The organism is Streptomyces sp. NPDC107454, assembly GCF_055582885.1.
Window position 1 is genome coordinate 135800 of record NZ_JBVJPA010000022.1, and the last position, 13325, is coordinate 149124.

The 13325-nt window shown below is 69.0% G+C and carries 12 protein-coding genes and 1 tRNA gene; 4 read left to right on the forward strand and 9 right to left on the reverse strand.

Annotated features, from left to right (window positions below; all coding sequences use genetic code 11):
* Positions 1-45: 45 nt before the first annotated feature.
* Positions 46-855, forward strand: a complete 810-nt coding sequence (locus ACZ69M_RS42690) for a trans-aconitate 2-methyltransferase (RefSeq protein WP_470058640.1) — start codon at positions 46-48, stop codon at positions 853-855.
* Positions 856-859: 4 nt separating this feature from the next.
* Positions 860-1261 carry a VOC family protein gene (locus ACZ69M_RS42695; protein WP_470058642.1) on the forward strand — a complete coding sequence of 134 codons (402 nt, stop codon included), beginning with the start codon at positions 860-862 and terminating at the stop codon, positions 1259-1261.
* Here ACZ69M_RS42695 and ACZ69M_RS42700 read toward each other — a convergent pair.
* Both ACZ69M_RS42700 and ACZ69M_RS42705 read right to left on the reverse strand, forming a co-directional pair.
* Positions 1258-1938, reverse strand: a complete 681-nt coding sequence (locus tag ACZ69M_RS42700; RefSeq protein WP_054233024.1) for a TetR/AcrR family transcriptional regulator — start codon at positions 1936-1938, stop codon at positions 1258-1260. The two genes, ACZ69M_RS42695 and ACZ69M_RS42700, sit on opposite strands and share 4 nt — an antisense overlap.
* On the reverse strand, positions 1935-2945 hold the full coding sequence (locus ACZ69M_RS42705) for an acyl-CoA desaturase (RefSeq protein ID WP_470058645.1): 1011 nt from the start codon (positions 2943-2945) through the stop codon (positions 1935-1937). Before ACZ69M_RS42705 ends, ACZ69M_RS42700 begins: the two co-directional genes overlap by 4 nt.
* Before the next feature lie 340 nt (positions 2946-3285).
* On the opposite strand from ACZ69M_RS42705, the gene ppc reads away from it, so the two are divergent.
* Positions 3286-6018 (forward strand): phosphoenolpyruvate carboxylase, encoded by a 2733-nt coding sequence (gene ppc / locus ACZ69M_RS42710; protein WP_470058647.1) that lies wholly within the window; start codon positions 3286-3288, stop codon positions 6016-6018.
* A gap of 115 nt (positions 6019-6133) precedes the next feature.
* Here ppc and ACZ69M_RS42715 read toward each other — a convergent pair whose 3' ends face one another.
* The 7 genes from ACZ69M_RS42715 to ACZ69M_RS42745 form a co-directional block, all read right to left on the reverse strand.
* A complete protein-coding gene (locus tag ACZ69M_RS42715) occupies positions 6134-6631 on the reverse strand; it encodes a hypothetical protein (RefSeq protein ID WP_470058649.1) in 498 nt (165 codons plus the stop codon).
* A gap of 105 nt (positions 6632-6736) precedes the next feature.
* Positions 6737-7333, reverse strand: coding sequence for an aminoacyl-tRNA hydrolase (gene pth / locus ACZ69M_RS42720; RefSeq protein ID WP_470058698.1), 597 nt, complete (start codon positions 7331-7333; stop codon positions 6737-6739).
* Between the two features lie 96 nt (positions 7334-7429).
* Complete coding sequence (locus tag ACZ69M_RS42725) at positions 7430-8020, reverse strand: 50S ribosomal protein L25/general stress protein Ctc (RefSeq protein WP_470058651.1); 591 nt, start codon at positions 8018-8020, stop codon at positions 7430-7432.
* A gap of 172 nt (positions 8021-8192) precedes the next feature.
* The gene (locus ACZ69M_RS42730; protein ID WP_095854208.1) at positions 8193-9167 is read right to left on the reverse strand and encodes a ribose-phosphate diphosphokinase; all 975 of its coding nucleotides are present in this window, start codon (positions 9165-9167) and stop codon (positions 8193-8195) included.
* Positions 9168-9316: 149 nt separating this feature from the next.
* Positions 9317-10765: a bifunctional UDP-N-acetylglucosamine diphosphorylase/glucosamine-1-phosphate N-acetyltransferase GlmU gene (gene glmU, locus ACZ69M_RS42735; RefSeq protein WP_470058653.1), complete on the reverse strand. Its 1449-nt coding sequence runs from the start codon at positions 10763-10765 to the stop codon at positions 9317-9319.
* Positions 10766-10879: 114 nt separating this feature from the next.
* Positions 10880-10950: transfer RNA gene (locus ACZ69M_RS42740), tRNA-Gln, on the reverse strand.
* Between the two features lie 11 nt (positions 10951-10961).
* Positions 10962-11837 carry a hypothetical protein gene (locus tag ACZ69M_RS42745; RefSeq protein WP_470058655.1) on the reverse strand — a complete coding sequence of 292 codons (876 nt, stop codon included), beginning with the start codon at positions 11835-11837 and terminating at the stop codon, positions 10962-10964.
* Between the two features lie 167 nt (positions 11838-12004).
* Here ACZ69M_RS42745 and ACZ69M_RS42750 point away from each other — a divergent pair, with 167 nt between their 5' ends.
* Positions 12005-13312 (forward strand): sensor histidine kinase, encoded by a 1308-nt coding sequence (locus ACZ69M_RS42750; RefSeq protein ID WP_403688910.1) that lies wholly within the window; start codon positions 12005-12007, stop codon positions 13310-13312.
* Positions 13313-13325 lie beyond the last annotated feature (13 nt).

The window sequence follows — 13325 nt, forward strand, 5'->3', positions numbered from 1 at the left end:
CAAGCTTCTTGACATCGAGATACATGGGGCGGGAAAGTAGCAGACATGACCACTCCCACCTGGGACCCCGCCCAGTACCTGCGCCACGCCGGCCACCGCGCCCGCCCGTTCACCGACCTCCTCGCCCGGGTCCCCGACCTCCCCGGCACCCCGCCCCGCATCGCCGACCTCGGCTGCGGCCCCGGCAACGTGACCGCCCTCCTCGCCGACCGCTGGCCCACCGCGCGCATCACCGGGTACGACAACTCCCCCGAGATGCTCGACAGGACACAGGCGTACGCGGGCCCCACGGCCGGCGGCGGACGCCTCGACTTCGCCCACGCGGACGCCGCGACCTGGGCGCCCACGGAGACGTACGACCTGATCGTGTCGAACGCGGCGCTGCACTGGGTGCCCGGGCATCTGGAGCGCTTCCGCGACTGGGTCGCCGCACTGGCGCCCGGCGGCACCTTCGCCTTCCAGGTCCCCGACAACATCGACGCACCCCTGCACGCCCTGATGCGCGAGCTCGCCGCCTCCGCCCGCTGGAAGGACCGCCTCGAAGACGTCCTGCGACACGAGGACTCCGTCCACGAACCACTGGTCTACCTGGACCGGCTGGCCCGCCTCGGCTGCGACACGGACGTCTGGCAGACGACGTACGAGCAGATCCTGACCGGTGAGGATCCGGTACTGGACTGGGTGAAGGGCACAGGGCTGCGCCCCGTGCTCACGGCCCTCGCCGACGACCCGGAAGCCCGCGACGCCTTCGTCACCGAATACCGCGACCTGCTCCGCGACGCCTATCCGACGGCCCCGTACGGCACGGTGCTGCCCTTCCGCCGCCTGTTCGCCGTGGCGCACAAGGGAGCGTGAGCGGATGCTCGCCGCCGTCGACCACGTCCAGCTCGCGGCCCCGCCCGGCTCGGAGAACCTCCTGCGCGAGTACTACATCGAGGTACTCGGCATGACCGAGATCCCCAAACCGCCCGTCCTCGCCGCCCGCGGCGGCTGCTGGTTCCGCGCGGGGGCCGTCCAGCTGCACCTGGGGGTCGAGAAGGACTTCCGGCCCGCGAAGAAGGCCCACCCCGGGCTGCGCGTCACCGGCATCGAGGCGTTCGCCGCCCACCTGCGGGCCCACCAGGCCGAGGTCACCTGGGACGACAACCTCCCCGGCCACCGCCGCTTCTACTCCGAAGACCCCGTCGGCAACCGACTGGAGTTCCTGGAGCCACTCGGATCCACGGAGCCGTTCGGGTCCGCGGAGCGGCCCGGGTCCTAGGACTTGCGATGCCCGATCAAACGCGGCTTCGGCTCCAGACCGTCCAGGCCGTGCCAGGCCAGGTTCACCAGATGAGCCGCCACCTCCGCCTTGCGGGGCTTGCGGACGTCCAGCCACCACTGGCCCGTCAGGGCGACCATGCCCACCAGGGCCTGCGCGTAGAGAGGAGCCAGTTTCGGGTCGAAGCCGCGCAGCTTGAACTCCCGGCCCAGGATGTCCTCCACCTGGGTGGCGATGTCCGAGATCAGCGACGCGAAGGAACCCGTCGACTGGGGAATGGGCGAGTCGCGGACCAGGATCCGGAAGCCGTCCGTGTACTCCTCGATGTAGTCCAGAAGGGCGAACGCCGCCTGCTCGCACAGCTCACGCGGGTGACCGGCGGTGAGGGAGCCGGTCACCATGTCCAGCAGACGGCGCATCTCGCGGTCCACCACCACCGCGTACAGCCCCTCCTTGCCGCCGAAGTGCTCGTAGACCACCGGCTTGGAGACTCCGGCCTTCGCCGCGATCTCCTCCACCGACGTCCCCTCGAAGCCCTTCGCCGCGAACAGGGTGCGACCGATCTCCAGCAGCTGCTGACGGCGCTCCGCACCGGTCATGCGGGTGCGGCGCGCACGCCGCGGCTTTTCACTGCTGCTCGGGGTGCTGCTGGAGTCGGTCGCCACGCCGTCAATCATGCCGCTTCAGCGGTTTCCGTCTTGCCCCGGGAGGCCGACCCGCCCGTGTCGCGCTTCGAATCGATACGCGAGCGTGACGGCCAGCGCACGTCGGACGCCCAGCCGAGCTGCTCGCACCAGCGGATGATCCGCGCCGAGGAGTCGACCTGGCCACGCTGCACGCCGTGCCGCGCCGAGGTCGGGTCCGCGTGGTGCAGGTTGTGCCAGGACTCACCGCACGAGAGCACGGCCAGCCACCACACGTTGCCCGAGCGGTCCCGCGACTTGAAGGGCCGCTTGCCCACCGCGTGACAGATCGAGTTGATCGACCAGGTGACGTGATGCAGCAGCGCCACCCGGACGAGCGAACCCCAGAAGAAACCGGTGAACGCGCCCCACCAGGACATCGTCGCCAGACCACCGATCAGCGGGGGAAGAGCGAGGGACAGCATCGTCCAGTAGATGAACTGGCGCGAGATCGCCCGGATCGCCGGGTCCTTGATCAGGTCCGGCGCGTACTTCTCCTGCGAGGTCCGCTCCTCGTCGAACATCCAGCCGATGTGCGCCCACCACAGGCCCTTCATCAGGGCCGGCACCGACTCCCCGTAGCGCCACGGCGAGTGGGGGTCACCCTCGGCGTCGGAGAACTTGTGGTGCTTGCGATGGTCGGCGACCCAGCGGACCACAGGGCCCTCGACCGCCATCGAACCGGCGATCGCCAGCCCGATCCGCAGCGGGCGCTTCGCCTTGAAGGAGCCGTGCGTGAAATAGCGGTGGTAGCCGATCGTGACGCCGTGACACCCCAGGTAGTAGAAGAAGACCAGCAGGCCGATGTCCAGCCAGCTCACCCCCCGGCCCCAGGCCAGCGGCACCGCTGCCACGAGGGCTACGAACGGAACAGCGATGAAGAGAAGCAGCGTGATCTGTTCGAGTGACCCCTTGCGCTCGCCACCCAGCGTGGCGGCGGGGAGCGAGGCGTCGTCGGGCGACCGCGGGACGTCGTCGATCACGTCGGAACTCGTGGGCATGAGCATCCCCTGTGGGGTTCGAGGGCGGGGGAGGTGGCCGGTTACGCGACCTCAGAGTCCTCCTGCCAGCTGACGGGAGGCCCTACGCATCCGTAACTTACGGCGTCGTAAGTATGGCAGCGCGCAGCCTGGCGGCAAGAGCCCAACAGCCTGCGCGTCCGCATGGACACCTATCCTTGGACTCGGTCGGACAGCGCGGTCCGTTCTGTTTTCTTCCCGGATGCCACGTCCCTAAGCGGCACCCCGCCGCGCGACCACCATCCGGGTTCCCTCCCTGACGAGCTTCAGACGAGCTTCCACACTCTTCAGCCGAGCTTCCACACTGCAAGGAGCCGCACCTGTGAGCAGTGCCGACGACCAGACCACGACGACCAGCAGCGAACTGCGCGCCGACATCCGCCGCCTGGGCGACCTGCTCGGTGAGACCCTCGTCCGTCAGGAGGGCCCCGAGCTCCTGGAACTGGTCGAGAAGGTCCGCCGCCTGACCCGCGAGGACGGCGAGGCAGCCGCCGAGCTGCTGCGCGGCACCGAGCTGGAGACCGCGGCCAAGCTGGTCCGCGCCTTCTCCACGTACTTCCATCTGGCGAATGTCACCGAACAGGTGCACCGCGGCCGCGAACTGCGCGCCAAGCGGGCCGCCGAGGGCGGACTCCTCGCCCGAACGGCGGACCGGCTCAAGGACGCCGACCCCGAACACCTGAAGCAGACCGTCAAGAACCTGAACGTCCGCCCGGTCTTCACCGCCCACCCGACGGAAGCCGCCCGCCGTTCGGTCCTCAACAAGCTGCGCCGTATCGCCGCGCTCCTCGAAACCCCCGTCATCGAGGCCGACCGCCGCCGCTACGACACCCGGCTGGCCGAGAACATCGACCTGGTGTGGCAGACGGACGAGCTGCGCGTGGTCCGCCCGGAGCCCGCGGACGAGGCCCGCAACGCCATCTACTACCTGGACGAGCTGCACGCCGGCGCCGTGGGCGACGTCCTGGAGGACCTCACCGCGGAACTGGAGCGCGTCGGCGTGCGCCTCCCGGACGACACCCGGCCGCTCACCTTCGGCACCTGGATCGGCGGCGACCGCGACGGCAACCCGAACGTCACCCCGGCCGTCACCTGGGACGTCCTGATCCTCCAGCACGAACACGGCATCAACGACGCCCTGGACGTCATCGACGAACTCCGCGGCTTCCTCTCCAACTCCATCCGCTACACCGGCGCCACCGAGGAACTCCTCGAATCCCTCCAGAGCGACCTGGAGCGCCTCCCCGAGATCAGCCCCCGCTACAAGCGACTCAACGCCGAGGAGCCCTACCGGCTCAAGGCCACCTGCATCCGGCAGAAGCTGGAGAACACCAAGCAGCGCCTCGCCACCGGCACCCCGCACGAAGAGGGCCGCGACTACCTCGGCACCGGCCAGCTCCTGCGCGACCTCACCCTCATCCAGACCTCGCTGCGCGAGCACCGCGGCGCCCTGTTCGCCGACGGCCGGATGAACCGCACCATCCGCACCCTGGCCGCCTTCGGCCTCCAGCTCGCCACCATGGACGTACGCGAGCACGCCGACGCCCACCACCACGCCCTCGGCCAGCTGTTCGACCGCCTCGGCGAGGAATCCTGGCGCTACGTCGACATGCCCCGCGACTACCGCGCCAAGCTCCTCGCCAAGGAACTCCGCTCCCGTCGCCCGCTCGCCCCGACCCCCGCGCCCCTCGACGCCGCCGGCGAGAAGACCCTCGGAGTCTTCGGGACGGTCAAGAAGGCCCTCGAGATCTTCGGACCCGAGGTCATCGAGTCGTACATCATCTCGATGTGCCAGGGCGCCGACGACGTCTTCGCCGCGGCCGTACTCGCGCGGGAGGCCGGCCTCCTCGACCTGCACGCCGGCTGGGCCAGGATCGGCATCGTCCCGCTCCTGGAGACGACGGACGAACTGAAGGCCGCCGACACGATCCTCGAGGACATGCTCTCCGACCCCTCCTACCGCCGCCTCGTGGCGCTGCGCGGAGACGTCCAGGAGGTCATGCTCGGCTACTCCGACTCCTCGAAGTTCGGCGGTATCACGACCAGCCAGTGGGAGATCCACCGCGCCCAGCGCCGCCTGCGCGACGTCGCCCACCGCTACGGCGTACGCCTGCGTCTCTTCCACGGCCGCGGCGGCACCGTCGGCCGCGGCGGCGGCCCCTCCCACGACGCGATCCTCGCGCAGCCCTGGGGCACGCTGGAGGGCGAGATCAAGGTGACCGAGCAGGGCGAGGTCATCTCCGACAAGTACCTCGTGCCCTCGCTCGCCCGCGAGAACCTGGAACTCACCGTCGCCGCCACCCTCCAGGCCTCCGCCCTGCACACCGCCCCCCGCCAGTCCGACGAGGCGCTGGCCCGCTGGGACGCGGCCATGGACGTCGTCTCCGACGCCGCCCACAACGCCTACCGACGACTCGTCGAGGACCCGGACCTCCCGGCGTACTTCTTCGCCGCCACCCCCGTCGACCAGCTCGCCGACCTGCACCTCGGCTCGCGGCCCTCCCGCCGCCCCGACAGCGGCGCCGGTCTCGACGGACTGAGGGCCATCCCCTGGGTCTTCGGCTGGACCCAGTCACGGCAGATCGTGCCCGGCTGGTTCGGCGTCGGCTCAGGCCTCAAGGCCCTGCGCGAGGCAGGTCTGGACACCGTGCTCGACGAGATGCACGAGCAGTGGCACTTCTTCCAGAACTTCCTCTCCAACGTCGAGATGACCCTCGCGAAGACCGACCTGCGGATCGCCCGCCACTACGTCGACACCCTCGTCCCCGACGACCTCAAGCACGTCTTCGCCACCATCGAGGCCGAACACGAACTGACCGTCCGCGAGGTACTGCGCGTCACCGGCGGCAAGGAGCTCCTGGACACCAACCCGGTCCTCCAGCAGACCTTCTCCATCCGCGACGCCTACCTGGACCCGATCTCCTACCTCCAGGTCGCGCTCCTCAAGCGCCAGCGCGACGAGGCCGCGGCCGGCGCCGAGCCGGACCCGCTGCTCTCCCGCGCGCTGCTCCTGACGGTGAACGGAGTGGCGGCCGGACTGCGCAACACCGGCTGAGGCCTGACGGACTCATGCAAGCTGAGGCCTGACGGACTCACGCAAAAGGGGTGCCCCGCGTTCGTACGAACGCGGGGCACCCCTCATTTCGAGCACCCGCCACTTCAAGACCAGGTCACAGAACCAGGAACGTCGCCGTCAGCTGCGCGACCCCCGCCCCCGCCAGCACCCACGCCGCCCGCCGCAGTCGCAGACCACCCGCCACCACCACCGAGGCGAGCAACAGAGCGCCGCCCAACGGGACCCAGGCGTACAGAACGCCCGCCGGACCACTACGGACGACATCACTGCTGCCGGGTTTCACGGTCACCGTGTACGTCCGGCCCTTGCGCACCGCGACCGCCTCGTCGATGGTGACGTGCGCCCGCGCCCGCGACCCCGTCGAGGTCGGCGCGTACGTCCCCGTACAGACATCGCCGGAGCACCCGGTCACGGTCATCGTCCCCTGCTCCCGGCCCTTGCTCAGCATCACGTGCTGAGCCGTGCCCCAGGAACCCCAGACGCCCGCGATCAGGATCAGCGCCGCGACCGTACCCATCGCCGCGAGCCGCCCGAACCGCAGCGCCGGATGTGTGCTCCGACGGGAGCCTCGATGTGCGGCGACGGCAGGCATGGCGGCGATCCTTGGCCATGGCTGCGCGCCCGGTCAACTCCGGCCCGTTCGGGTGGGCGACAAGTCGGCAGTTGTACGCGTACATCGACCGCCCCGGAGAAACGATCAGGAGTTGTACGTGCCCTGCGCCCGCTCCAGCCCCTCGATGACGAGACACTCCACGGCGTCCGAGGCCCGGTCCACGAAGTAGTCGAGTTCCTTGCGCTCCGCCGAGGAGAAGTCCTTCAGGACGAAGTCGGCGACCTGCATCCGCCCCGGAGGACGCCCGATGCCGAACCGCACCCGGTGGTAGTCGGAGCCCATCGCCTTCGTCATCGACTTCAGCCCGTTGTGGCCGTTGTCGCCACCGCCGAGCTTCAGGCGCAGGACGCCGTAGTCGATGTCCAGCTCGTCATGGATCGCGACGATGTTCGCCGTCGGCACCTTGTAGAAGTCCCGCAACGCGGTCACCGGGCCACCGGACAGGTTCATGTACGACATCGGCTTGGCCAGGATCACCCGGCGGTTCGCCGGGCCCGGCGGGCCGATGCGCCCCTCGATCACCTGCGCCTGTGCCTTGCCGGCCCGCTTGAACCTGCCGCCGATCCGCTCCGCCAGCAGGTCGGCGACCATGAAGCCCACGTTGTGCCGGTTCATGGCGTACTCGGGGCCCGGGTTGCCGAGGCCCACGATCAGCCAGGGGGCGCCCGCATCGGTCGTCATGTCGGTGTCTCCCATGTGTCCTTGATACGCGGCAGCCGCCGCTCCTGAGGGGAGCGGCGGCTGACACAGATGAAGATTCCGGGGGAATCGGGCCGATCAGGCTTCGGCGGCCTCGGTGCCCGCGGCCTCGCCCTCGGTCGGCTCCTCGGCCTGGGCGGACAGGACCTGAAGGACGACCGCGTCCTCGTCGATCGCCAGCGTGGTGCCCTTGGGCAGCGGGATGTCCTTGGCGTGGATGGAGGCACCGGCCTCCAGGCCCGCGATGGAGACGGTGACCGACTCCGGGATGTGGGTGGCCTCGGCCTCGACCGTGAGGGTGTTCAGCACGTGCTCGAGGATGAAGCTGCCCGGGGCCAGCTCGCCCTCGGTCTGCACGGGAACCTCGACGGTGACCTTCTCGCCACGCTTCACGAGGAGCAGGTCGACGTGCTCGAGGTAGCCCTTGATGGCGTCGCGCTGGACGGCCTTCGGGATCGCCAGCTCGGTCTTGCCCTCGATGTCCAGGGTGAGCAGGACGTTCGGGGTACGCAGGGCGAGAAGCAGCTCGTGGCCCGGGAGCGTGATGTGGACCGGCTCGGTGCCGTGGCCGTAGACGACCGCGGGAACCTTGCTGTCACGGCGGATGCGGCGGGCGGCGCCCTTGCCGAACTCGGTACGGGTCTCGGCGGCGAGCTTGACCTCGGACATGTTCACTCCTCGTAGAAATCTGGGGAAACCAGGGAAGGCGGTCACCCGGCCAAACAATCGGCCTGCTACGAAGAGCGCGTCGATAACGGACCGCCGCACAAAAAAGTGCGGCCTCCCTCGCCGAGCAACTTGAGCAGTCTACTCGGCAGGGAGGCCACACCCAAAAGGATCTTTACTGCTCCTCGAACAGGCTCGTCACCGAGCCGTCCTCGAAGACCTCACGGACCGCGTTGGCGATCGTCGGCGCGATCGACAGGACCGTGATCTTGTCGAGCTCCAGCTCGCCAGGGGTCGGCAGGGTGTCCGTGAAGACGAACTCGCTGACCTTGGAGTTCTTCAGACGGTCGGCCGCCGGGCCGGAGAGCACGCCGTGCGTGGCCGTGACGATGACGTCCTCCGCGCCGTGCGCGAAGAGGGCGTCGGCGGCGGCGCAGATCGTGCCACCAGTGTCGATCATGTCGTCGACGAGGACACAGACGCGGCCCTTCACGTCACCGACGACCTCGTGGACGGTGACCTGGTTGGCGACGTCCTTGTCGCGGCGCTTGTGCACGATCGCCAGCGGGGCGTCCAGGCGGTCGCACCAGCGGTCGGCGACGCGCACGCGGCCGGCGTCCGGGGAGACGACGGTGAGCTTCGACTTGTCGACCTTCGCCCCCACGTAGTCCGCCAGGATCGGCAGCGCGAAGAGGTGGTCGACCGGGCCGTCGAAGAAGCCCTGGATCTGGTCGGTGTGCAGGTCGACCGTGAGGATCCGGTCGGCGCCCGCCGTCTTCATCAGATCGGCGATCAGACGCGCCGAGATCGGTTCACGTCCACGGTGCTTCTTGTCCTGCCGCGCGTAACCGTAGAAGGGCACGATCACCGTGATGCTCCGCGCGGAGGCCCGCTTCAGAGCGTCGATCATGATCAACTGCTCCATGATCCACTTGTTGATGGGAGCCGTGTGGCTCTGCATCAGGAAGCAGTCGGCGCCGCGCGCGGACTCCTGGTAGCGGACGTAGATCTCACCGTTGGCGAAGTCGAAGGCCTTCGTCGGGACAACCCCGACACCCAGCTTATGGGCGACCTCCTCGGCAAGCTCGGGGTGGGCGCGGCCGGAGAAGAACATCATCTTCTTCTCGCCGGTCGTCTTGAACCCGGTCACAGCACTGTCTCCTCAGAGGTGTCTCAGCTGGGGCGTGAGGAGTCTTCTCATCCGGAGCGCGAGAAGTCTTCTCAGCTGGGGGTACGGGTGCGCATTTATGCGGGTGCGCACTTATCACGGTACGCCGTGTCAGACGCACCTGTTTCCGGTCAGGCTTCGCCCTCCGGCTCCCGGGAGGCCACCTCCGCCGCCTTCGCGGCCGCGCTTCCGGGACGCTTGCGGGCCACCCAACCCTCGATATTCCGCTGCTGGCCACGGGCCACGGCCAGCGAACCGGGCGGTACGTCCTTGGTGATCACGGAGCCCGCCGCGGTGTACGCGCCGTCCCCGACCGTGACAGGAGCCACAAACATGTTGTCCGAACCGGTACGGCAGTGGGAGCCCACGGTGGTGTGGTGCTTCTCCTGCCCGTCGTAGTTCACGAAGACGCTCGCCGCACCGATGTTCGAGTACTCGCCGATCGTCGCGTCGCCCACGTAGGACAGGTGCGGGATCTTGGTGCCCTCGCCGACCGTGGCGTTCTTCGTCTCCACATACGTGCCGATCTTGGCCTTCAGACCGAGGCGCGTGCCAGGACGGAGGTACGCGAACGGGCCCACGCTCGCCTGCGGCCCGACCTCGGCGCTGTCGGCGACGGTGTTGTCGACGCGGGCCCCCGCACCCACCGTGGTGTCCTTCAGGCGGGTGTTGGGGCCGACCTCGGCGCCCTCGGCGAGGTGCGTGGCGCCCTGGAGCTGGGTGCCCGGGTGGACGATCGCGTCCTGCCCGAAGGTGACGGTCACGTCGATCCAGGTCGAGGCGGGGTCGACGACGGTCACTCCGGCGAGCATGGCCCCGGTGAGCAGCCGGTCGTTGAGGATGCGGCGGGCCTCGGCGAGCTGGACGCGGTTGTTGATACCGGCGATCTCGCGGTGGTCGCCGGCGACGGCCGCCCCGACCCGGTGCCCGGCCTCGCGCAGGATCCCGAGGACGTCGGTCAGGTACTCCTCGCCCTGGCTGTTGTCCGTCCGCACCTTCCCGAGCGCGTCCGCAAGGAGCTGCCCGTCGAAGGCGAAGACCCCGGAGTTGATCTCACGGATCGCGCGCTGCGACTCGTTCGCGTCCTTGTGCTCGACGATCGCGGTGACCGCGCCGCTGGCGCCGTCCCGCACGATGCGGCCGTAGCCGGTGGCGTCGGGGACCTCGGCGGTGAGCACGGTGACGGCGTTGCCGTCGGAGGTGTGGGTGGCGGCGAGCTGCCGCAGGGTCTCGCCGCTGAGCAGCGGGGTGTCGCCGCAGACCACGACGACCGTGCCGTCCACGACGCCGCCCAGCTCCTCCAGGCCCATCCGTACGGCGTGACCGGTGCCGTTCTGCTCGGCCTGCACGGCCGTCCGCACGCCGGGGTCGATCTCGGCGAGGTGCGCGGTGACCTTCTCGCGGGCGTGACCCACCACGACGACCAGGTTCTCGGGATCCAACGCGCGCGCGGCCGCGAGCACATGGCCCACCAGGGAGCGGCCGCACAGTTCGTGCAGGACCTTGGGTGTGGCCGACTTCATACGGGTGCCCTCACCCGCTGCGAGAACGACGACGGCTGCCGGGCGATTGGCGCTCACGGGGATGCCCTTCGGCTTCATGGGGTGGGGTGGACATCCGCAGGATACCGGGGTGTTTCAGGGGGGACATGAGAGCGGGCCCTGACAGAGCTGTCAGGGCCCGCTCGATAGGGGCTCCCGGGGAAGGAATCGAACCCTCATTCAAGAGACCAAAACTCTTTGTCCTGCCATTAGACGACCCGGGATGGTTCGCGCGCTATGTCCGATTCGGTTCATCGGCTTCGCGTGCGGACAACACTATGCCGTACCACCAGCCCTCGATGCGACGGTATAGGTCGGCGCTTTGGAGGACGCGAACTACGAGGCAACCGCGGTAGTCCTGGCCAACGTTCCGCCGGTTGGTTTTCGGGCTGTGCTTCTTGAGGCTGGTCTTGCCGAATGCTGCGGTGTTGCCGCCAACAAGCTCCGTCCAGAAGCGCTCGGCGCCTTCTACGTCTCCCGACTCGTGGATGTGGACGTGGAACCGCAGGCGATCGGCGCTCACGCCCATCAATCGCAGCCAGGCCAGGTAGACCTCGATCATGTGGGGATCGCTGTTGATGAAGGTGACCCGCTCTTGAGGAAGGTGCGGTTTGCTCTTGGAGCCCTCCGCCCAGTACAGGCCGACGCCGAGCAGGAAGAGCTCGCGGTCGGACATCGCGCCGATGCTGGTCGTGGCTGCTTGCTTTGTTTGCTGACGTTCCTCTTCACGCAATCGCATCGTGGCTTCCCAGCCGCGCTTGGCGATGGCTGACGCCTCCTCCCGTGTCCGCTTCTTCCTCTCCGGCTTCGGCAGATCCCGTACCCATAGCGAGATCGAGCTCTTCGAGCAGCCCAGCTCGACCTGGATCTGGTCGTACGTCCAGCCCTGGAGTCGTAGCTCGCGGGCCTTGTCGCGGAGGTCGTCCTTCGCGTTCGGGCGCTTGGTCCACTCCGGGGGCGGCTCGCCCTCCAGGAGGCGGTTGAGGATGTCGTTGTTGTCGACGTGGAGGCGGTCGCGGATCTGGCGACGGCTCAGCCCTGCCCTGCGCAGCGCGATCGCTCGTTCGCGCAGACTCTCGAAATCCGCGTACTTGTTCTGTGGATGTGCCATGGGCATACCGTCCGGGCGGAATGGGATCTTCCGGGGGCGAACGGTGAGCGAATCAGCAGTTCGAGGGATACCGGTGGGTTTCGCTTCTGTTCGATTGCGGAGAGTGGTGTAGGCCAGGAGGCGAAAGTCACCGGAAATGGGGCGGGGTGCGAACGTAGGCTGGAGCCATGACCACGACGGGGGAAGAGCACACCGCGGCCGGTACCGGGCCGTGGTGGTGGGTCAGATGGCGTAGTGCCGTGTTGGACGCGAGCCTCGCGTCGGCGTCGGCGGTGGAGTGCGCGATCGAGGGGATTCCGTTCGCGCGTGACGCGGGCCTGCCGGTCGCGGTGGGCGTGGGCTTCGGGCTGGTCGCCGGCTCCGTGCTGCTGTTGCGCCGGCGCTGGCCGATCGCGGTCGTGCTGGTGTCGATCGCCATCACGCCGGCCCAGATGGGGTTCCTGATGGGACTCGTCGGGCTGTACACGCTCGCCGCGTCCGAGCTGCCGCGCCGGATCATCGGGGCGCTCGCGGGGATGTCCTTCGCGGGGATGCTGATCGTCACGTTCGTGCGGGCGCACCAGGGCATGGTGCGTGGGGACGTGACGATGGGGGACTGGTTCGTTCCGTTCGTCTCCATCACGACCGCGATAGGGATGACCGCGCCGCCCGTCCTGCTCGGGCTATACGTGGGGGCGCGGCGGCGGCTGATGGAGAGCTTGCGGGAGCGGGCGGACTCGTTGGAGCGGGAGTTGCAGCTGCTCGCCGAGCGGGCGGAGGAGCGGGCGGAGTGGGCGCGTAACGAGGAGCGGACGCGGATCGCGCGGGAGATGCACGACGTGGTGGCGCACCGGGTGTCGTTGATGGTGGTGCACGCGGCGGCGCTGCAGGCCGTGGCGCGGAAGGATCCCGAGAAGGCCGTGAAGAACGCCGCGCTGGTGGGGGACATGGGGCGGCAGGCGTTGACGGAGTTGCGCGAGATGTTGGGTGTGCTGCGTACGGGGGACGGGTTGTCGTCGGTGCGGGTGCGGGCGGTGCCGTTGGCGGCTGTGGGGGTGGCGGCCGCGGCGGCGGCTTCGCGGGCGGTCGATGACGGGGCCGAGGGGCCGAGTCTTGCCGAGCTGGACGAGTTGGTCGGGCAGTCGGCGGCTGCGGGGATGGTGGTGGATCTCTCGGTGGAGGGTGACACCCGGGGGTACGCGGCGGAGATCGAGCAGACGGCGTACCGGGTGGTTCAGGAGGCTCTGACCAACGTGCACAAGCATGCGGCGGGGGCGAAGACGCATGTGCGGCTCGCTCATCGGGACGCGGAGATCGCGATGCAGGTGGAGAACGAGTGTCCGCCGGAGCCGGGGTCGGCGTCGGCCATGCATCTGCCCAGTGGTGGTAATGGCCTGGTGGGTATGAAGGAGCGGGTTGCCGCGCTGGGGGGAGTTTTCGTGTCCGGGCCGACGGATTCGGGTGGGTTCCGGGTGTCGGCGGTGATCCCGGCGTAGGCCCTTCGGGGTG

Bases quoted from the DNA above. Each gene is read 5' to 3' on its own strand.
- ACZ69M_RS42750 (WP_403688910.1), top strand. From the start codon at position 12,005: ATGACCACGACGGGGGAAGAGCACACCGCGGCCGGTACCGGGCCGTGG.
- ACZ69M_RS42715 (WP_470058649.1), bottom strand. From the start codon at position 6,631: ATGCCTGCCGTCGCCGCACATCGAGGCTCCCGTCGGAGCACACATCCG.
- ACZ69M_RS42695 (WP_470058642.1), top strand. From the start codon at position 860: ATGCTCGCCGCCGTCGACCACGTCCAGCTCGCGGCCCCGCCCGGCTCG.
- ACZ69M_RS42725 (WP_470058651.1), bottom strand. From the start codon at position 8,020: ATGTCCGAGGTCAAGCTCGCCGCCGAGACCCGTACCGAGTTCGGCAAG.
- ACZ69M_RS42745 (WP_470058655.1), bottom strand. From the start codon at position 11,837: ATGGCACATCCACAGAACAAGTACGCGGATTTCGAGAGTCTGCGCGAA.
- pth (WP_470058698.1), bottom strand. From the start codon at position 7,333: ATGACGACCGATGCGGGCGCCCCCTGGCTGATCGTGGGCCTCGGCAAC.
- ACZ69M_RS42700 (WP_054233024.1), bottom strand. From the start codon at position 1,938: ATGATTGACGGCGTGGCGACCGACTCCAGCAGCACCCCGAGCAGCAGT.
- ACZ69M_RS42705 (WP_470058645.1), bottom strand. From the start codon at position 2,945: ATGCCCACGAGTTCCGACGTGATCGACGACGTCCCGCGGTCGCCCGAC.
- ACZ69M_RS42690 (WP_470058640.1), top strand. From the start codon at position 46: ATGACCACTCCCACCTGGGACCCCGCCCAGTACCTGCGCCACGCCGGC.